Genomic DNA, 20087 nt, shown 5'->3' with positions numbered 1-20087 from the left:
AATCATTGCGGTATCAAAAAATGGCCGTTCACACCGCCGCGCATCATTCCAGTGGTCAGGTTTTGCCGTTCCGGGCGTCCTTGATGGCGATGCTCGGCGTCTCTTTCGTCACCATGCTCGTCGCGCTCGATCAGACCGTGGTCGGCACCGCGCTGCCGACCATCGTCGCCGAGTTGCGCGGTTTCGATCTCTACGCGTGGGTCGCGACCTCGTATTTGCTGACCTCGGTGATCACCGTGCCGATTTTCGGCCGTCTCGGCGATTACTACGGTCGCAAGCCCTTCGTGATCGCGTCGATTGTCGTGTTCACCGTGGCTTCGGTGCTCTGCGGACTCGCGAACAACATGCTGTTCCTGGTGCTCGCGCGCGGTTTGCAAGGCGTGGGCGGCGGCATGCTGGTCGGCACGGCGTTCGCGTGTATCGCCGATCTTTTCCCCGATTCGGTTGTCCGGCTCCGCTGGCAAGTGCTGATGAGTTCGGCGTTCGGCATCGCAAATGCGATCGGGCCGTCGCTCGGCGGCTTGCTCACGGAATATTACGGCTGGCGTTCGGTGTTTTACGTGAATCTGCCGGTCGGGGCGTTGTCGCTCTTTTTCGTGTGGCGTTTCCTGCCGCATCTGCGTCATGTCGCGCACGAAGGCAAGATGCGGCTTGACTGGCCGGGCGCGGCGTTGATCGCCATTGCGCTCGGATCGCTGCAGATGTTCGTCGAAATGCTGCCGAAGCACGGCGTGAATGCCGAAACCGTCGGGCTGCTGGCCGTGGCCGTGGTGAGCGCCGTGGCGCTGTGGAAGTGGGAGCGCCGCTGCGATTACGCCATCCTGCCGATCGACATGTTCCGTAACAAGAGTCTCGCGGCGCTATTCACGCTCGCGATTCTCGGCGGTTTCACGATGTTTTCGCTGCTGTTCTACGCGCCGTTGCTGTTTCAGGGCGGTTTCGGCATGTCGCCGAAGGACGCCGGCCTGATGATTACGCCCCTCGTCGTGTTCATCACGATCGGCAGTATCGCGAATGGGCGGATCGTGACGCGCGTGAAAAATCCGAACGCGATGCTGTATATCGGCTTCGCGCTCTTGGTGGTCTCGTGTCTCGGCGTCGTGATCGCCACGCGCGCAATGCCGCGTTCGCTCCTGATGACCTTCATGCTGGTCGGCGGTCTCGGGCTTGGTTTCGTGATGCCGAACCTCACCGTGTTCGCGCAGCAGACCGCGGGCCGCGCGCATCTCGGCATCGCGACCGCGCTCTTGCAGTCGCTGCGGATGATCGGCGGGATGATCGGCACGGCGCTGACCGGTACACTCATTACGCATCTGTACGCGAGCGGCGTGCAACTCGCGCTGGAGAAGGATCACGCGGCGCACTGGTTCGGCGAGTTGAGCGATCCGCAAATCCTGATCAACCGCGAAGCGCAAAACACGCTTCTCACGCAATTGTCCGCGGCCGGTCACAACGGCGCGATGCTGCTGGAGTCCGCGCGCGAGGCGCTGGTCGCCGCGATCCATATCGGGCTTGCGCTGGCGGCGTTGGTCGCGGTGATTTCCGTGTGGCAATCGCGCCGCGTGCCGCCGATCCGCCTGAAAGGCCCCGTCGATCCGACGATCCTCGCCGAATAACCCAGGTCTAAAGTGATGAGCATGGAAGAACAGGACCGCATCGCCGTCGTGCAGCAATTCGGGCGGACTTATCGGGCGTTCATGTCGGCGTTCGAGACGCAGGTCGGCCAGCCGATGCCGCGCTGGCGCATTTTGCTCGCGCTGCACGAGCACGCGGGCGAGTTGTCGCAGAAGAAACTGGTGGAGCGGCTGCGCGTCGATCCGGGCGCGCTGACGCGGCAATTGAAAGCGCTGGAAGCGCTCGGCTGGATCGCGCGCAGTGTGGACGCGCGCGACAACCGCATTTCGAATGTCGTGCTGACGCCGGAAGGCCGCGCGGCGGCCGAAGCCGGTTTGCCGCGCCGCAACGCGTTCCTGCACGACACGATGGCGTCGCTTCCCGACGACTCCATCGCCGCGCTTTCGGATGCGCTGCGCATGCTCGAACAGCGCATCCAGCAGGTGGTCCAGACGGTTGCGGCGTCAAGCGCCGGCGACGCCTAAAAGAACGTTTCGATCACTTCCGTCACGCGGTATTTCGGATCGACGAGAAGAATCTGGCGCCACTTGTCGAAGGTCAGGCACGGATGCGAAATGTCGAACGCGATCATGTCGCCGACCTTCAGATCGTCGCCCGGCTTGATCCGCAAGTACGCGTGCTGATCCATCATCCCGAAGATTTCCCACGCTTCATCGGCGCGCACGTCGCGCGGCAGATTCGTGCCCGGACGGAAATGGCGCGCGGGTTCGGGATAGCCCGCGTCGAACGCTGAATCGCGTTTGCCGAGACCGATAATCGCCCGGTCCGGCTCGGGAATCGACTGCACGTAAGCCCACAATTGCAGCGCCGGTTTCAGTCCCTGACCCATCTTCCTCGCGATCGGATTGCGCGCGAAAATCTCGTTTTGCGCCTTTTTGTAGATGCCGACGTCGTGCGTCAGATAGCAGCCCGGGCGCAATACTACTTCGACCACATCGCGGTTCGCCTTCGCGAATTCGTCCGCGACCACGTCGTACCACGCCGACCCCGCGCCCGACAGAAGCGCCGGCTTTCGCGTGATCGTGCCCGCTTCGACCAGCGAGCGCGTCAGATTCACCGCGCTTTGCAGGAATTCGCGCACCTTCGCTTCGTCCTGCAAGACGCCTTCGTACAACTCGACGCCCGCGAGATGGATCGTGTCCGGCCAGCGCGCGATGGCCGCGAGCACGGCTTCGCGCTGCGCGTCGTCGCGCACGCCGGTGCGTCCGCCCGGCACGCCGAGTTCGATCAGCACGTTCAACTGTTTCTTCACGCTGCTGAAGAACTCGCCGAGTTGATCGACGCCATCGGCGGAATCGACGAGGCAATAGAACTCGAAATTCGGATCCGTCAGCAATTCGGCGATCAGACCCATGTTGCGCTTGCCGACCAGCTGGTTCGCCATCAGCACGCGATACACGCCGCCGCGATACGCCGCGCGCACCTGATGCGCGGTGGCGAGCGAAATGCCCCACGCGCCGTGATCGAGCTGGCGGCGGAAAAGCTGCGGCGCCATGGTCGTTTTGCCGTGCGGCGCGAGCTTCACGCCATATTCCGCGACGAACGCCTGCATCCACTTCAGATTGTGTTCGACGCGATCCGTGTAGAGAACAGCGGCGGGCAGGCTCACGTCTTCGTCGAGCAGATTCCACTCCAGACGCGCGGCGTCGACGAGCGGAATACTCACGCCGGGCACCATCCCGAGACCCTTGCCGAACGGGTCGATTGTCGCGTTTTGATAGTTTGTAACTTTCATCACCTGATCTCCATCGTCCGTTTTAATCACGTTCTGTTCATATGTTGCTTCAACGCTGACGGGCATTTTGCCGAACGCCGAGGTTGACGTTCACATGGTACCGAAAGTACGATTGGCGATAAATTGTTATTTAGTACCACGTCTTCTTTCCTCGCATCGGCCGGCTTGCCATGAACGTTTCCTCCGAACCGCTCGCTTTCGATATCGTCGCCCGGATTGCCGAGCGCGCGCCGGAACTGCGGCTGGCCGAGCGCAAAGTCGCGGCACTCATTCTCGACGATCTGACCGGCGCGTCGCGCGCGAGCATTGGCGCGCTCGCGGAAAAAGCGGAGGTGAGCATCGCGACCGTCACGCGTTTCGCTAAGGCGGTCGGCTGTCAGGACGTGCGCGAACTCAAGCTGCGCCTGGCGCAAGCGGCGGCGGTCGGACAACGCTTCCTGCGCCGCGAACCGGACGAGGTGCCCGATTCGCTTGCTGCGCGTATCTTCGAGGAAATCCAGACGACGCTCGCCCACAATCAGGGGGCGCTCGCCGCTGCGCCGGTCGCGGCGGCGGCAGAAGCGCTGGCTGAAGCGTCGATGATCTACGTATTCGGCATGGGCGGCGGCTCGACCGCGCTCGCCGATGAAATGCGTTTCCGGCTGGTGCGGCTCGGCCGTCCGGCGGCATCGTATCAGGACGGATTGCTGCAACGGATGGTCGCCGCGACGCTTTCCAAAGATCATGTCGTGGTGGCGCTTTCTGTTACCGGACAGACGCCGGAAATGGTTGAAAGCTGCCGGATCGCGCGTGAATACGGCGCGTGCGTGATTGCGCTGACTGCGCCCGCTTCGCCGCTCGGGGCGCTGGCCGACTGGCTGATCCCGATCATCGCGATCGAGACCGATTTCATCTACAAGCCGTCGTCCTCGCGTTACGCGATGATGATGGCGCTCGATCTGCTCGTTACCGAACTGGCCGTCAGGCAGGCCGGACAAAGCCGCGAATTGTTGCGGCGCATGAAGCACGCGCTCGATACGCACCGTGGCGGCGGCGAGCGTCAACCCCTTGGAGACTGACATGGATTCGGATTCGCAAAGCGCCGACACGCTGATCCTCGGCGCGCGGCTGATCGATGGCACGGGCGCGCCGGCGGTGCTGCGCGATGTGGCCGTGCGCGACGGGCGCATCGTCGCGATCGAGCCGGGTGGCGCGCTGGCGGGCTGGCAGGCGGAGGAGACGATCGATGCGGCGGGGCGCGTGCTCGCACCGGGTTTTATCGACGTTCACACGCACGACGATTCGCACGTCATCCGCTCGCCGCAGATGCTGCCGAAACTGTCGCAAGGCATCACGACGGTCGTGGTGGGCAATTGCGGCATCAGCTTGTCGCCGGTCACGCTCAACGGCGAACCGCCCGATCCGATGAACCTGCTCGGCGGCGCGGGCGCGTTCCTCTATCCGACCTTCGCCGATTACGTCGATGCCGTGAACGAAGCGCGTCCGGCGGTGAATGTCGGCGCGCTGATCGGGCATACGGCGCTGCGCAACAATCACATGGACCGGCTGGATCGGGCGGCGTCGGCGGAAGAAATCCAGGGAATGCGCGCGCAGCTCGAAGAAGCGCTCGCTAACGGCGCGCTTGGGCTTTCCAGCGGCCTCGCGTATGGATCGGCGTTCAGCGCGCCGCCCGAGGAAGTGAAGGCGCTCGCCGAGCCGCTGGCGCAGGCCGGCGCGCTTTACACCACGCACATGCGGACCGAATTCGACGCGATTCTCGACGCGATGGACGAGGCGTATCAAGTCGGCCGGCACGCGCGCGTGCCGGTCGTCATCTCGCATTTGAAGTGCGCGGGGCCGTCGAACTGGGGACGCAGCGTGGAAGTGCTCGCATCGATCGAACGCGTGCGCGACGGCCAGCCGGTCGGTTGCGACTGCTATCCGTACAACCGGAGTTCGTCGACGCTCGATCTGAAGCAGGTCACCGGCGATATCGACATCACGATCACCTGGTCGGAGCCGCATCCCGAAATGGCGGGCAAGCTGATCAAGGAAATCGCGGCCGAGTGGGGCGTGAGCCAGCAGGACGCCGGACGCCGTCTGCAGCCGGCGGGCGCGGTGTATCACAACATGTCGGAAGACGACGTGCGGCGCATTTTGTCCCATCCGGCGACGATGGTCGGTTCGGACGGCTTGCCGAACGATCCGCTGCCGCATCCGCGTCTGTGGGGCGCTTTTCCGCGCGTGCTCGGCCATTACGCGCGCGACACCGCGCTTTTGCCGCTGGAAGAGGCCGTGCGAAAGATGACGAGTTTGTCGGCGCGGCGCTTCGGGCTGGCGGAGCGCGGCGAGGTGAAGGTGGGCTATCACGCCGATCTCGTGCTGTTCGACGCCGAGACAGTGCGCGACGCCGCGACGTTCACCGAGCCGCAGCAGCCGGCGGACGGGATCGACGCAGTGTGGGTGAACGGAGTCTTGTCGTATCGCGAGCGCGCCGTGACGGGCGAGCGCGCGGGACGATTTATCGCCCGGGGCGCGGGATCGAAACTCGACGCCCAGGGCGCTTTTTAAGTTTAAAAGGAGTTAAAGATGAAACGATATGGTGTTGAAGGCGGCAAAGGACAGGGCGGCGCGCATATGCCGTTCGCACGCGCGGTCGAAGCGAATGGCTGGCTGTTCGTGTCGGGCCAGACGCCGATGGAAAATGGAGAAGTGATTAACGGCGGGATCGTCGATCAATCGCATAAGTGCATTCAGAATGTATTCGCGATTCTGAAAGAAGCGGGTTATGGCCCGGAACATGTGGTGCGTTGCGGCGTGTGGCTGGACGATCCGCGCGACTTCGCGTCGTTTAACAAGGTATTCAAGGAATATTTCGGCGAGAACCCGCCGGCGCGCGCTTGCGTGGTTTCGTCGATGGTGATCGATTGCAAGGTGGAAGTGGATTGCGTCGCTTATAAGGCGCCGGAAGCGTAAATGCTTGGTGGCGTTTAATCTAAAAAAATCCCCGCGTTTAGCGGGGATTTTTATTTGGAATGCGTTTGCTTACTGCCGCGCCAACCGCGCATTATCCGGCATCGGCAAATTAAAATTCGTGCGGAACGGATTAATATCCAGCCCGCCGCGTCGCGTATATCGCGCATAAACCGCTAAACGTTCCGGCCGGCATTCGCGCATGATATCCATGAATATCCGTTCGACACATTGCTCGTGAAAGCCCGTGTGCTCGCGAAACGAAATGATGTAGCGCAGTAACCCCGCGTGATCGATCGGCGCGCCGAGATACCGAATCTGCACGCTGCCCCAGTCCGGCTGTCCGGTCACCGGGCAATTCGATTTCAGCAAATTCGAGAACAACGTTTCATCGACCGGCGTCTCGCCGTGCGCCGCCGTCAGGAGCGAAGGCGTCGGCGTATAGATATCCGTATCCAGATCGAGCCGGTCGAGCGACAAACCGTCGAATTCTTCCATCGACAATTTGCCGAATTCGTACGGCGCGACCAGTTTGACCGACACGCTTACGCCGCAAATCGCGGAGACATCGCGTTTGATCGCGGCGCGCACGTCGTCGATGGAATCGAACGCCGTCTGCGCAAACGAGCCGAGATAAAGCTTGAACGACTTCGATTCCACGATATTCGGCGACTCAGCCGGCACGTAAAACGTGGCGACGGCGAGTTGCGGCTTGCCGCGCGTGTTCAGCCACGAGAGTTCATACGCGTTCCAGATATCCGTGCCGAAGAACGGCAGCCGCGCGCCGACGCCGATCGCGTCGCGCGCGGTCTTGCGGTCGATCGGAAACAGCAGCGACGCGTCGTACTGTTCGGTATAGGAAACGGCTTTGCCGAGCGGTGATTGTTCGGGTGTCATGTTGCGGTCACGATGCGTTTGAGATGCCGCTCAAAACGTGCCCCGTCGCTGTCACGACGCGAGCCGATTCGCAGTGGCGAATTTGGTCGTCGAAGAAAAAGTCGGGCTCGAACGCGCGCAGGAACGCGCCCTTGTCCAGGCCGCCCAGAAACATCGCTTCGTCGATTTCGATGTTCCAGGCCATCAGCGTCCGGATCGCGCGCTCGTGCGCGGGAGCGGAACGCGCGGTGACGAGCGCGGTGCGGATGTGCATCGGCGCGGCGTCGCCGGCGATTTTTTGCAGCTTGTGCAGCGTTTCCAGTAGCGGTTTTAACGGCCCGCCCGCGAGCGGCGAGTTCCGTTTGGTGATTTCATGCGCCACGAAAGCGGGCAATCCCTGTTCCTGAAACACGCGTTCGGCTTCGTCGGAAAACAGCACGGCGTCGCCATCGAACGCAATGCGGATTTCGTCAGGATACTGGCTCGCGGCGCGCGGCGTCTCGGGCAACACGCGCGCGGCGGGAAAACCGGCTTCGAGCGCGCCGCGCACGTCGTCTGGATTCGCCGATAAAAACAGCGACGCGCGCAGCGGCTTCAAATAGCCGAACGGCGCGCGGCCACGCGTGAAAACACCGCGTTCGATCGCGAGTCCGTGTTCGCGGCACGAACTGAACGCGCGCAAACCGCTGATCGGATCGCTGCGCGACAGGATCACGACTTCGACGTGCTGCGCGCCGGCATTCAACGCCAGCAACTTGCGGATCAGCCCGAAAGCCACGCCCGGCTTGGCCGCGACGTTCAGCCGCGAGCGTTGCAGCGCTTCGTAATCGGCGAGATCGCCCGATTCGTACACTTCGTTTTCTTCTTCGAAATCGAACAGCGCCCGCGACGAAATCGCGACGACCAGTTTGTCTTCGAGCGTGAATGCCATGGCGGCGTTAAGCCAGGAACAGCTTGTACACGGGGTTCGCGCCTTCGTCCCACCACGGATAGCCGAGCGTCGCGAGAAAGCGTTCGAACTCGGCGTTTTCGGCCGGGGGAACCTGAATGCCGACCAGAATCGAGCTGTAGTCCGCGCCTTGATTCCGGTAGTGGAACAGGCTGATATTCCAGTTCGGCGCCATCGACGACAGGAATTTCATCAGCGCGCCCGGCCGTTCGGGAAACTCGAAGCGCAGCAGGCGTTCTTCCTGCGCGAGTGGCGAACGGCCGCCCACCATGTAGCGGATATGTTGCTTCGACAGTTCATCGTGCGAAAGATCGACGGTGGCGAAGCCGTGCTCGACGAACGCGCCGAGCATCTGCGCCGCTTCGCCGCGCGCCTTGATCTGCACGCCGACGAAGATATGCGCGGCGTGCGCGTCGGCAATCCGGTAGTTGAATTCGGTGACGCTGCGGCTGCCGACCAGTTCGCAAAAGCGCCGGAAACTGCCGCGCTCTTCGGGAATCGTGACGGCGAACACGGCTTCGCGCGCTTCGCCCACTTCGGCGCGCTCGGCGACGAAACGCATGCGGTCGAAGTTCATGTTCGCGCCCGACGTGACCGCAATCAACGTCTTACCCTCGATGCCTTCCCGTTCCGCATACACCTTCGCGCCCGCGACGGCCAGCGATCCCGCCGGTTCGAGCACGCTGCGCGTGTCCTGGAACACGTCCTTGATCGCGGCGCAAAGTGCGTCGGTGTCGACCGTGATGACGTCGTCGAGCAGTTCGCGGCACAGCCGGAACGTTTCCTCGCCGACCAGTTTCACCGCCGTGCCGTCCGAGAACAGGCCGACTTCCGGCAGCGTAACGCGCTCGCCCGCCTTGATGGATTGCGCCATCGCGCAGGAATCCTCGGTCTGCACGCCGATCACCTTGATCTCCGGCCGCACCGCCTTCACATACGCCGCGACGCCCGCCGCCAGACCGCCGCCGCCGATCGGCACGAAGATCGCGTGGATCGGGCCCTGATGCTGACGCAGAATTTCCATCGCGACGGTGCCTTGTCCGGCGATCACGTCGGGGTCGTCGAAAGGATGCACGAACGTGAGACCGCGCTCGGCTTGCAACTGCAGCGCGTGCGCGTAGGCGTCGCTATACGATTCGCCCGCCAGCACCACTTCGACGGTCGGCCCGCCGTGCGCGCGCACCGCGTCGATCTTGACCTGCGGCGTGGTGGTCGGAATCGTGATGACGGCGCGGCAGCCGAGCCGCGCGGCCGAATACGCGACACCTTGCGCGTGGTTTCCAGCCGAGGCGGTAATCACGCCGCGCGCGAGAACGTCGGCGGGAAGTTGCGCCATCTTGTTGTACGCGCCGCGAATCTTGAACGAGAACACCGGCTGGTTGTCCTCGCGCTTCAGATAAACCGCGTTGGAAAGCCGCGCCGACAGGTTGCGCGCCGGTTCGAGTTCGCTTTCGCGCGCGACGTCGTAGACGCGGGCGGTCAGTACTTTTTTGAGGTAATCAGGGTGTGCCATGCGGGCCTGGAGGCGCGAACCTTTCCGCGTGAGCGGCGGCGCGCTTTTTTGAGAGCGAAAACGTCAATGATAGCGCCAACCGGCCAAAATCCAGCCGTTGGGTCGTTTTTACCGGCCGTTCGGCCTATTCCGCGCGCGGCGAGCGCCGCCCCGGCCGGCCGCCCGAAAGCCCCTCCGGCGCGCTGGCGAGCGCGAACGGGCTTGTTCGCGATGGGTTAGAATTCCTTTTTCGAATCAGAAACCACCGGGATCATTCGGGTTCAACCGAGATCAATCGAGATCAATCAGGATCGGAAGATGCACTGCCAGCCCCGGATCGACTTTTTGACGCATGTCCCCCGCGAGTCTCATCCCGCGGCAGAGCGGCACGCGCGTCATGCGCGATCGTGGCGCTGATTCCGGCGACCTCGAAGGCGTCGCGCCGCATGCCGAGGCATGCCCGGCGGCCTCTCACAAGACAAGTCTCACTCGAAAAATTGCGCCCCCACGCGCACCGTCGGCCATCGTGCTTCTAGAACAGCGCGTGCCCGGCTTACCGAACCGTCGAACATGAACGCACCCCAAGCCTTCGATCCGAACGGCGCTGCCGCCGCCGTCGCCCTCGATATCGAGCCGCGCCTGCGCGAAATTCCCTATAACTACACGTCGTTTTCCGATCGCGAAATCGTGATGCGTCTGCTCGGCGACGAAGCCTGGGCCGCGCTCGCCGAACTGCGCAACGAACGCCGGACCGGCCGCTCGGCGCGCATGCTGTACGAGGTGCTCGGCGATATCTGGGTCGTGCGGCGCAATCCGTATCTGCAGGACGACCTGCTCGACAATCCGAAGCGCCGCGCTTTGCTGATCGAGGCGCTGAACCATCGGCTGAAGGAAATCGAGAAGCGCCGTAAGGCCGACCTGTCGGAACACGGCGACGTCACCGGCCGCGACCGGGCGGCGCGCGTTGAGATTCTCGTGTCGGCGGCGTGCCGTGCGGTCGAAGCGTTCGCGCAGGAATTCGAGCGGATGGCGGAGTTGCGGCGGCGGGCGTCGAAGGTGCTCGGGCGCTGCACGCAGAAGGACAACATCAAGTTCGACGGGTTATCGCGCGTCTCGCACGTCACCGACGCCACCGACTGGCGCGTCGAATATCCGTTCGTCGTGTTGACGCCGGATACCGAAGCCGAGATCGCCGCGCTCATCAAGGCGTGCTTCGAACTCGGCCTGACCGTGATTCCGCGCGGCGGCGGCACCGGCTACACGGGCGGCGCGATTCCGCTCACGCCGTTCTCGGCCGTCATCAACACTGAAAAACTCGAACATCTCGGGCCGGTCGAAATGACCGACCTGCCGGGCGTCGATCGAAAGGTCGCGACCATTTTCTCGGGCGCGGGCGTCGTCACGCGCCGCGTGACCGAAGCGGCGGAGCAGGCGGGCTTCGTATTCGCCGTCGATCCGACCTCGCTCGATGCATCGTGTGTCGGCGGCAATGTCGCGATGAACGCGGGCGGCAAGAAGGCCGTGCTGTGGGGCACGGCGCTGGATAACCTCGCCTGGTGGCGCATGGTCGACCCCGAAGGCAACTGGCTTGAAGTCACGCGACTGGACCACAACTGCGGGAAGATTCACGACATCGAAGTGGCGCGTTTCCGGCTCGACTGGTTCGACGGCGCGTTCGGTCCGGGCGAGAAACTGCTGCGCACGGAAGCGCTCGATATCGCGGGGCGCACGTTCCGCAAGGAGGGGCTCGGCAAGGATGTGACGGATAAATTCCTGGCGGGTCTGCCGGGCGTGCAGAAGGAAGGTTGCGACGGGCTGATCACGTCCGCGCGCTGGATTCTGCACAAGATGCCGGCGCACACGCGCACCGTTTGCCTCGAATTCTTCGGCCAGGCGCGCGACGCGATTCCGAGCATCGTGGAGATCAAGGACTATCTGTTCGAGACGTCGAAGCAGGGCGGCGCGATCCTCGCGGGCCTCGAACATCTCGACGAACGCTATCTGCGCGCGGTCGGCTACGCGACCAAGAGCAAGCGCAACGCTTTTCCGAAGATGGTGCTGATCGGCGATATCGTCGGCGACGACGCCGATGCGGTCGCGCATGCCACGTCGGAAGTCGTGCGGATGGCGAACGGCAAGAGCGGCGAAGGTTTCGTCGCGGTGAACGCCGAGGCGCGCAAGCGCTTCTGGCTCGACCGTTCGCGCACGGCCGCCATCGCGAAGCACACGAACGCGTTCAAGATCAACGAAGATGTCGTGATTCCGCTCAATCGCATGGGCGAGTACACGGACGGCATCGAGCGCATCAATATCGAACTGTCGATCAAGAACAAGCTGCAACTGGTCGATGCGCTGGAAGCGTTTTTCAAGACGGGCAAGCTGCCGCTCGGAAAAAGCGACGACGCGAACGAGATTCCGAGCGCGGAACTGCTCGAAGACCGCGTACAGCAAGCGCTCGACTTGCTGCAGAAGGTGCGCGCGCGCTGGACGTTCGTCGGCGAGAAGCTCGACATGCCGTTGCGCGAGGCGCAGCACTATATGGTCGGGCTCGGCTACGAAGCGCTTGCGGAAAAGCTCGCCGACCGTTCCGACGCGCAACCGGGCGCGACCGTGTTCCACGTGGCGCAAGACCGCACGGTGCGCGTGTCGTGGAAGGCCGAAATCCGCGCCGAACTGCGCCAGATTTTCAACGGCGGCGAGTTCAAGCCGATCCTCGACGAAGCGCAGGCCATCCACAAGAAAGTGCTGCGTGGCCGCGTGTTCGTCGCGCTGCACATGCACGCAGGCGACGGCAACGTCCACACGAATCTGCCGGTCAACTCCGACAACTACGAGATGCTCCAGGACGCGCACCACGCGGTCGCACGGATCATGAAGCTCGCGCGTTCGCTCGACGGCGTGATTTCGGGCGAGCACGGCATCGGCATCACGAAGCTGGAATTCCTGACCGAAGAGGAAATCGGCGAATTCCGCGCCTACAAGAAACGCGTCGATCCGAACGGCCGCTTCAACGCGGGCAAGCTGCTCGAAGGCGCGGACTTGCGCAACGCGTACACGCCGAGCTTCGGCCTGATGGGCTACGAATCGCTCATCATGCAGCAGAGCGATATCGGCGCGATCGCCGATTCGATCAAGGACTGCCTGCGCTGCGGCAAGTGCAAGCCGGTGTGCGCGACCCACGTGCCGCGCGCGAACCTGCTCTACAGCCCGCGCAACAAGATTCTCGCCACGTCGCTCCTGATCGAGGCGTTCCTGTACGAAGAGCAGACGCGCCGCGGCGTGTCGATCAAGCACTGGGACGAGTTCAACGACGTCGCCGATCACTGCACGGTATGTCACAAATGCGTGACGCCGTGCCCGGTGAAGATCGACTTCGGCGACGTGACGATGAACATGCGCAACCTGCTGCGCAAGATGGGCAAGAAGAAGTTCAACGCGGGCAACGCGGCGGGCATGTTCTTCCTGAACGCGACCAATCCGCAGACCATCAACCTCGCTCGCACGGCGATGATGGGCGTGGGTTACAAGGCGCAGCGCCTCGGCAACGACGTGCTGAAGAAGTTCACGAAGAAGCAGACGGCGAAGCCGCCCGCGACGGTCGGCAAGCCGCCGGTGGTCACGCAGGTGATCCACTTCATGAACAAGAAGATGCCGGGCAACCTGCCGAAAAAGACGGCGCGGGCGCTGCTCGATATCGAAGACAACAAGATCGTGCCGATCATCCGCAATCCGAAAACGACCACCGCCGATACGGAAGCGGTGTTCTATTTCCCCGGCTGCGGTTCGGAGCGTCTGTTCTCGCAAGTGGGCCTCGCCACTCAGGCGATGTTGTGGGAAGCGGGCGTCCAGACCGTGCTGCCGCCGGGTTATCTGTGCTGTGGCTATCCGCAGCGCGGCTCCGGCCAGTTCGACAAGGCCGAGAAAATCGTGACGGACAACCGCGTGCTGTTCCACCGCGTCGCGAACACGCTCAACTATCTCGATATCAAGACGGTCGTGGTGTCGTGCGGGACGTGCTACGACCAACTTGCAGGCTATGAATTCGAGAAGATTTTCCCGGGCTGCCGGATCATCGACATTCACGAGTTCCTGCTCGAAAAGAACATCAAGCTCGACGGCGTGACGGGCACGCGCTACATGTATCACGACCCGTGCCACTCGCCGATCAAGACGATGGATCCGGTCAAGCTCGTGAACGATCTGATGGGCTCGAAGAACGACGGCTACAAGATCGAGAAGAACGATCGATGTTGCGGCGAATCGGGCACGCTCGCCGTCACGCGTCCGGACATTTCGACGCAGGTGCGCTTCCGCAAGGAAGAGGAAATTCGCAAGGGCGCGGCAAAGTTGCGCGACATTCCGCTGGTCGGGGAAGCCGTCGATTCACCCGGTTCGCTGCTGTCGGCCGGCGACGGTCCGCAGCCCAATGGCGGCAACCATGCCGACGTCAAGATCCTGACGAGCTGCCCGTCGTGCCTGCAGGGTTTGTCGCGTTACAACGAGGACGCGGACATCGAGGCGGATTACATCGTCGTGGAAATGGCGCGCAAGGTGCTCGGCGAAAACTGGATGGTGGAGTACGTGGCGCGCGCGAACGATGGCGGGATCGAGCGCGTACTGGTGTAATAGCGGAATCGAGGCAATTGTTTCGCTAGAGGAAAACGATGGACTGTGTGTTTTGCCGTGAAGACGGCGGCGAAGTGCTGTGGGCGGACGACACGCTGCGTGTCGTCCTCGCCGACGAGCCCGATTGGCCGGGCTTTTGCCGCGTGATCTGGAATGCGCATGTCGCGGAGTTCTCCGATCTGGAAGACGCCGAGCGCGCGCACGTCATGAACGCCGTGAATGGTGTCGAGCGCGCGATTCGTCGGGTGATTTCGCCGGCGAAGATCAATCTCGCGAGCCTCGGCAATCAGGTGCCGCACGTTCACTGGCACGTCATTCCGCGTCATTCCAACGACTCGCGCTTTCCGCTGCCGATCTGGGCGCCGCGCCAACGCACGGTGTCCGAGGCGCTGCTGTCGTCGCGCCGCGCGCAGGCCACGCTGCTGCGCGAGGCGGTGCGGATCGAGATGGCGAAGGCGTTCGGCTAATTATTCTGACAAAAGGCTCAACGTGAGCGGACTCACTCCCCAAACGCCGATTCCGACCGGAGTCGTCGTGCATTCCAAATCCCGCGCGCTGGAACTCCAGTACGCCAACGACGAAAGCTTTCGCATCCCGTTCGAACTGCTGCGCGTGTATTCGCCATCGGCGGAAGTGCAGGGCCACGGGCCGGGGCAGGAAACGCTGCAGACCGGCAAGCGCGACGTGACGATCATCGCGGTCGAAGCAGTCGGTCATTACGCGCTGCAACTGACTTTTTCCGACGGCCACAACACCGGCATTTATTCGTGGGACATCCTGCACGACCTCGCGGTGCGTCAGGATGAACGCTGGCAGACGTATCTCGCCAAGCTGGAAGCGGCGGGCGTCGATCGTGACGCGCCGATGGCGGCGAAAGCATCGGGCGGCCATTGCCACTAAATAATGCATCTCACGCTGCGGCAAATTGCCGCAGCAGCGGGCGTGATCGGCATGTCGACGCAACCGCACGCGGGCACACAACAAAGAACAGGCGAGGACGAGCGCGATGAGCAAGACCCACTTCGGTTTCGAAACGGTCGACGAGCAGGACAAAGCGAAGAAAGTGGCAGGCGTTTTCCACTCGGTCGCGAGCAATTACGACTTGATGAACGACCTGATGTCGGGCGGTCTGCATCGCGCATGGAAGTTCTTCACGATTGGTCAGGCGCGCGTGCGGCCGGGCAGCAAAGTGCTCGATATCGCAGGCGGGACGGGCGATCTGGCGATGGCGTTCGCGAAACAGGCCGGCGAGAAAGGCGAAGTCTGGCACACGGATATCAACGAATCGATGCTGCGCGTCGGGCGTGACCGGCTGATCAATAAAGGTGTGATAACGCCCGCCTTGCTGTGCGACGCGGAGAAGATTCCCTTTCCGAACAATTATTTCGATGTGGTTACAGTTGCCTTTGGACTTCGTAATATGACGCACAAAGATGGTGCGTTGGCTGAGATGCAGCGTGTTTTGAAGCCGGGCGGACGTTTGCTGGTGCTGGAGTTTTCGAAGGTGTGGGATCCGCTCAAGAAAATGTACGATATCTACAGTTTCAAGGTGTTGCCGTGGCTTGGCGACAAGTTCGCGAAAGATGCCGAAAGTTATCGCTATCTGGCCGAGTCCATCCGGATGCATCCGGACCAGGAAACATTAAAAACGATGATGGAACAAGCCGGACTGGATCGAGTCGAATATTACAATTTGTCAGGTGGCGTGGTAGCGTTACACGTCGGGACCAAATTTTAGTGTTCCACTTTTCATAAAGGATTCGAAATGTCCGATTCACGCTTACCCCAATCTCGGGGTTTCCTGAAGTCGCTGGTCAGGAAAGCCGGGCTCTTGGCACTGGCTGGCGTAATCATGGCCGGCGCAGTGATCTCCGACGACGCAGAAGCGCGCCGCATGGGCGGCGGGCGCAGCATGGGCCGTCAGTCGGCCACCGCCGCGCAGCAACATCAGGCCACGCCGCCATCGCAGTCGATGCAACAAGGCCAGGCCGCGCCCGCTCAACGCGCGCAGCCGGCACCGGCCGCGGCCGCGGCGCAACCGGCCCGCAACCGCTGGCTCGGACCGATCGCCGGCCTCGCGGCGGGACTCGGTATCGCCGCGCTCTTGTCGCATTTCGGCCTGGGCGGCGCGTTCGCCGGCGCGATGGCGAACATCATCATGATTGCGCTGATCGTCGGCGCGGCTGTGCTGCTGTTCCGCTTCATCATGAGGAAGCGCAATGGCGGCAACACGCCGGCTTATGCGAACGCGGGTGCTAATGCCGGTTCGCCGTTCGGCGGCACGGCGCGCACCGACTTGAACCAGGAACCGTCGATCAACGCGCCGTCGGCCGGTGGTTACGGCGCGCCGCAAGCGGGCGCGATGGCCGCGACGGACGCCGCATCGCAAGTCGCGCTGCCGGCGGGTTTCGACGCCGACGCCTTCGTGCGTAACGCCAAGGTCTATTTCGTGCGGCTTCAGGACGCATGGGATCGCGGCAATACGAACGATATCCGCGAGTTCACGACGCCGGAGATGTTCGCCGAAGTGAAGCTGGATATCGACGCGCGCGCCGGTCAGCCGAACCGCACGGATGTCGTGCAACTCAACGCCGATATCCTCGGCGTCGAGGATCGCGGCACGGAAAGCCTGGCGAGCGTGCGCTTCCACGGCTTGATTCGTGAAAGCGAGGGCGCGGCGGCGGAACCGTTCGTCGAAGTGTGGAACCTGTCGAAGCAGAAGTACGGCAACGAAGGCTGGCTGCTGGCCGGGATTCAGCAGGTCAGCTAGCTGACGCCCCGGACGCGCCGTGCCATCGGCTAAATGGCTAACCGCCGAGTCGGGCGGACGGCGCGGCCGGTTGCGAAGGTAGAATAGAAACCCGCGCGAGCCACCGCTTGCGCGGGTTTTTTCATCTCACAGCCGATGACGAACGCAGACGAAACCGCCCGCACCGCAGCAATTTCCACCGTCAAGACCGCGTCCCGTGCGTTCGCGGCCGCCGTCAATCATCTGCTCGCCCGCGAGTCCTGGGCTCGCGAGCGTCTCACGCCTTACGCGGGCAAGACCGCGAGGCTGTCGTGCCCGCCGGTCGTCCTGTCGCTCGTGGTTCAGCCCGACGGCCTGATTGCCGCCGTCGATGAAGCCGCCGCACAGCATGTCGACGTCACGCTTTCCGTTCCCGCCGACGCATTGCCCGCGTTCATTGCGGGCGGTCAGGCGGGCGTGATGAAGCACGTCAAGATAGAAGGCGACGCGGAGTTCGCGACGACCATCGCGAAACTGGCCGAGCATCTGCGCTGGGAGCCGGAAGAAGATCTGGCGCGGGTGATCGGCGATGCACCGGCGCACAGGATCGGCGGCGTCGCGCGCTCGATCCACGAACACGCGCGGCGCACCGGCCGCAATCTGCTCGACAGCGTGGCCGAATATTTCCTCGACGAACAACCTCAACTCGTCCGCCGCAGCGCGCTCGACACGTTCAACCACGAACTGTCACAGGCGCGCGACGCGCTAGCCCGCGTCGAAAAACGGATCGAGCGAATCGAACAAAAAGCCGAAGCCCGTGGCGCGTCAGCGTCCGGCGCCGCCGCCACCGCGCGCGGCTCGCGCAAGTAATGGGCTGAACCATGCGTTTTCTGCGTTTTCTCAAGATTTTCTTCACGATTGTTCGCTTTGGGCTGGATGAACTGGTGCTTTCCGGCATCAAGGACCGGCGCGTGCGCGTTCTCATGCGCATCACCACGTTTGGGCGCAATTTCGATATGGAGCGCGGCGTGCGTCTGCGTCTCGCGCTCGAAAGTCTCGGTCCGATCTTCGTGAAATTCGGGCAGGTGCTTTCTACGCGGCGCGATTTGCTGCCCGTCGATATCGCCAATGAGCTCGCGAAATTGCAGGATCAGGTGCCTCCGTTCGATTCGACGGTCGCGATCAATATCGTGGAAAAGGCGCTCGGCGCGCCGATCGACGTGCTGTTCGACGATTTCGAGCGCGTGCCGGTGGCGAGCGCGTCGATCGCGCAGGTTCACTTCGCGAAGATCAAGCGCGGCGTGCATGAAGGCAAGGCGGTCGCGGTCAAAGTGCTGCGGCCGGGCATGCTGCCGGTGATCGACTCGGATCTCGCGTTGCTGCGCGACATCGCGATCTGGGCGGAGCGTTTGTGGGCGGACGGCCGGCGCCTGAAGCCGCGCGAAGTCGTGGCCGAATTCGATAAATATCTGCACGACGAACTCGACCTGATGCGCGAGGCGGCGAACGGCAGTCAGTTGCGGCGCAATTTCGCCGGGCTGAATTTGCTGCTCGTGCCGGAAATGTACTGGGATTATTCCGCGCCGACCGTGCTGGTCATGGAACGGATGGTCGGCGTGCCGATCAGCCAGGTCGAAACGCTGCGGGCGGCGGGCGTCGATATTCCGAAGCTGGCGCGCGAAGGCGTCGAAATTTTCTTTACGCAAGTGTTTCGCGACGGCTTTTTTCACGCCGACATGCATCCGGGCAATATTCAGGTAAGCCTCGATCCGGCGCATTTCGGGCGTTATATCGCGCTGGATTTCGGGATCGTCGGCGCGCTGTCGGACTTCGATAAAAACTATCTTGCGCAGAACTTTCTCGCCTTTTTCAAGCGCGATTACCACCGCGTCGCGACGCTCCACCTGGAATCGGGCTGGGTGCCGCCGAACACGCGCGTCGAGGAGTTGGAAAGCGCGATCCGCGCAGTCTGCGAGCCGTATTTCGATCGCGCGCTGAAGGATATTTCGCTCGGACAAGTGCTGATGCGGCTCTTTTCAACCTCGCGCCGCTTCAATGTCGAAATTCAGCCGCAACTCGTGCTGCTGCAAAAGACGATGCTAAACGTCGAGGGGCTGGGCCGTTCGCTCGATCCGGACCTCGATCTGTGGAAGACCGCGAAACCGTACCTCGAACGCTGGATGAACGAGCAGATCGGCTGGCGCGGCTGGTACGAGCGCCTCAAGATGGAAGCGCCGCAGTGGAGCAAGACGCTGCCGCAACTGCCGCGGCTGATTCATCACGTGCTGGCGGAACGGCACGACCTGCCGCGCTCGTCGAGCGACGACGCGATGCGAATGCTCCTCGCCGAGCAAAAACGCACGAACCGGCTGCTCCAGGCACTGCTGATCTTCGGTCTGGCGGTCGGCGCGGGTGTCGTCATCACGCAATTTTGGCTCGCCTACGCTTACGGACAATGAGCGACGAACCGAAACCCGCCGCGCCGGCATTCGCCACGCGCGATCCGAATTCCCCCGGCTTTTGGGACGAACGCTTCGATCAGCGTTTCACGCCGTGGGATCAGGCCGGCGTGCCGCAGGCGTTTCTCGATTTCGCCGCGAGCCGAGCGCCGCAGAACGTGTTGATTCCGGGCTGCGGCAGCGCGTACGAAGCGCAGTGGCTAGTCGCACGCGGCTGGCCGGTCCGCGCGATCGATTTCTCGGCGAGCGCGGTCGCGGCGGCGCGGGCGCAACTCGGAACCTCGAGCGATGTGGTCGAACAGGCGGATTTTTTCGGCTATGCGCCGCCGTTCGAGATCGACTGGATTTATGAGCGCGCGTTTCTCTGCGCGTTGCCGCGCGATCGCTGGAACGATTACGCGGCGCGGATGGCGGCGTTGTTGCGACCGGGTGCGCTGCTTGCGGGATTTTATTTTCTCGGCACGACGCCGAAAGGGCCGCCGTTCGGGATCGAGCGGGACGCGCTGGACGCGTTGCTGTCGCCGTATTTCGAGCTTATCGACGAGCATGAGGTCAGCGGATCGATTCCGGTTTTCGCGGGGCGCGAGCGCTGGCTGACGTGGGGTCGTCGAGGGTAAGGGTGTACGCCGATTGAA

17 protein-coding genes are annotated in these 20087 nt (G+C 62.9%); 13 read left to right on the top strand and 4 right to left on the bottom strand.

Annotated elements, in window-relative coordinates:
- Positions 1 to 20 precede the first annotated feature (20 nt).
- Both AC3D25_RS13705 and AC3D25_RS13700 read left to right on the top strand, forming a co-directional pair.
- Entirely contained in the window at positions 21 to 1616 is a 1596-nt protein-coding gene (locus AC3D25_RS13705; RefSeq protein WP_488888913.1) for an MDR family MFS transporter, read from the top strand.
- A 21-nt stretch (positions 1617 to 1637) separates the two neighbouring features.
- Entirely contained in the window at positions 1638 to 2099 is a 462-nt protein-coding gene (locus AC3D25_RS13700; RefSeq protein ID WP_488889694.1) for a MarR family winged helix-turn-helix transcriptional regulator, read from the top strand.
- Here the strand turns inward: AC3D25_RS13700 and AC3D25_RS13695 are convergent.
- Positions 2096 to 3370, bottom strand: coding sequence for an amino acid deaminase (locus tag AC3D25_RS13695; protein WP_488888912.1), 1275 nt, complete (start codon positions 3368 to 3370; stop codon positions 2096 to 2098). The two genes, AC3D25_RS13700 and AC3D25_RS13695, sit on opposite strands and share 4 nt — an antisense overlap.
- 170 nt (positions 3371 to 3540) lie before the next feature.
- Here AC3D25_RS13695 and AC3D25_RS13690 point away from each other — a divergent pair, with 170 nt between their 5' ends.
- Genes AC3D25_RS13690 through AC3D25_RS13680 form a run of 3 tightly spaced genes read left to right on the top strand, consistent with a single transcriptional unit; the run spans position 3541 to position 6325 of the window.
- Positions 3541 to 4428 (top strand): MurR/RpiR family transcriptional regulator, encoded by an 888-nt coding sequence (locus tag AC3D25_RS13690; protein WP_488888911.1) that lies wholly within the window; start codon positions 3541 to 3543, stop codon positions 4426 to 4428.
- A 1-nt stretch (position 4429) separates the two neighbouring features.
- Positions 4430 to 5920 carry an N-acyl-D-amino-acid deacylase family protein gene (locus AC3D25_RS13685; protein ID WP_488888910.1) on the top strand — a complete coding sequence of 497 codons (1491 nt, stop codon included), beginning with the start codon at positions 4430 to 4432 and terminating at the stop codon, positions 5918 to 5920.
- A gap of 18 nt (positions 5921 to 5938) precedes the next feature.
- Complete coding sequence (locus tag AC3D25_RS13680) at positions 5939 to 6325, top strand: RidA family protein (RefSeq protein WP_488888909.1); 387 nt, start codon at positions 5939 to 5941, stop codon at positions 6323 to 6325.
- A 69-nt stretch (positions 6326 to 6394) separates the two neighbouring features.
- Here AC3D25_RS13680 and queF read toward each other — a convergent pair whose 3' ends face one another.
- Genes queF through ilvA form a run of 3 tightly spaced genes read right to left on the bottom strand, consistent with a single transcriptional unit; the run spans position 6395 to position 9660 of the window.
- Positions 6395 to 7219 carry an NADPH-dependent 7-cyano-7-deazaguanine reductase QueF gene (gene queF / locus AC3D25_RS13675; RefSeq protein WP_488888908.1) on the bottom strand — a complete coding sequence of 275 codons (825 nt, stop codon included), beginning with the start codon at positions 7217 to 7219 and terminating at the stop codon, positions 6395 to 6397.
- A gap of 7 nt (positions 7220 to 7226) precedes the next feature.
- Positions 7227 to 8129, bottom strand: a complete 903-nt coding sequence (locus AC3D25_RS13670; RefSeq protein WP_488888907.1) for a 5'-nucleotidase — start codon at positions 8127 to 8129, stop codon at positions 7227 to 7229.
- 7 nt (positions 8130 to 8136) lie between these two features.
- Positions 8137 to 9660, bottom strand: a complete 1524-nt coding sequence (gene ilvA / locus AC3D25_RS13665; protein ID WP_488888906.1) for a threonine ammonia-lyase, biosynthetic — start codon at positions 9658 to 9660, stop codon at positions 8137 to 8139.
- A gap of 549 nt (positions 9661 to 10209) precedes the next feature.
- Here ilvA and AC3D25_RS13660 point away from each other — a divergent pair.
- The 8 genes from AC3D25_RS13660 to AC3D25_RS13625 all read left to right on the top strand — a co-directional run bounded on the left by AC3D25_RS13660 (position 10210) and on the right by AC3D25_RS13625 (position 20069).
- Positions 10210 to 14265 (top strand): DUF3683 domain-containing protein, encoded by a 4056-nt coding sequence (locus AC3D25_RS13660; RefSeq protein ID WP_488888905.1) that lies wholly within the window; start codon positions 10210 to 10212, stop codon positions 14263 to 14265.
- A 38-nt stretch (positions 14266 to 14303) separates the two neighbouring features.
- Positions 14304 to 14732, top strand: a complete 429-nt coding sequence (locus AC3D25_RS13655) for an HIT family protein (RefSeq protein ID WP_488888904.1) — start codon at positions 14304 to 14306, stop codon at positions 14730 to 14732.
- 22 nt (positions 14733 to 14754) lie between these two features.
- Positions 14755 to 15165: a gamma-butyrobetaine hydroxylase family protein gene (locus AC3D25_RS13650; protein ID WP_488888903.1), complete on the top strand. Its 411-nt coding sequence runs from the start codon at positions 14755 to 14757 to the stop codon at positions 15163 to 15165.
- A gap of 106 nt (positions 15166 to 15271) precedes the next feature.
- On the top strand, positions 15272 to 16003 hold the full coding sequence (ubiE, locus tag AC3D25_RS13645) for a bifunctional demethylmenaquinone methyltransferase/2-methoxy-6-polyprenyl-1,4-benzoquinol methylase UbiE (RefSeq protein WP_488888902.1): 732 nt from the start codon (positions 15272 to 15274) through the stop codon (positions 16001 to 16003).
- A gap of 27 nt (positions 16004 to 16030) precedes the next feature.
- Complete coding sequence (locus AC3D25_RS13640; RefSeq protein WP_488888901.1) at positions 16031 to 17035, top strand: Tim44 domain-containing protein; 1005 nt, start codon at positions 16031 to 16033, stop codon at positions 17033 to 17035.
- Between the two features lie 135 nt (positions 17036 to 17170).
- Positions 17171 to 17863 carry a ubiquinone biosynthesis accessory factor UbiJ gene (locus AC3D25_RS13635; RefSeq protein ID WP_488888900.1) on the top strand — a complete coding sequence of 231 codons (693 nt, stop codon included), beginning with the start codon at positions 17171 to 17173 and terminating at the stop codon, positions 17861 to 17863.
- Positions 17864 to 17874: 11 nt separating this feature from the next.
- Positions 17875 to 19452, top strand: a complete 1578-nt coding sequence (gene ubiB, locus AC3D25_RS13630) for a ubiquinone biosynthesis regulatory protein kinase UbiB (protein ID WP_488888899.1) — start codon at positions 17875 to 17877, stop codon at positions 19450 to 19452.
- Positions 19449 to 20069, top strand: coding sequence for a methyltransferase (locus tag AC3D25_RS13625; RefSeq protein ID WP_488888898.1), 621 nt, complete (start codon positions 19449 to 19451; stop codon positions 20067 to 20069). Before ubiB ends, AC3D25_RS13625 begins: the two co-directional genes overlap by 4 nt.
- Positions 20070 to 20087: the final 18 nt, after the last annotated feature.

Source organism: Caballeronia sp. SL1002 (genome assembly GCF_057814995.1).
Note: the sequence above shows the minus strand (reverse complement) of the source record. Positions and strands in the feature narration are given on the sequence as shown.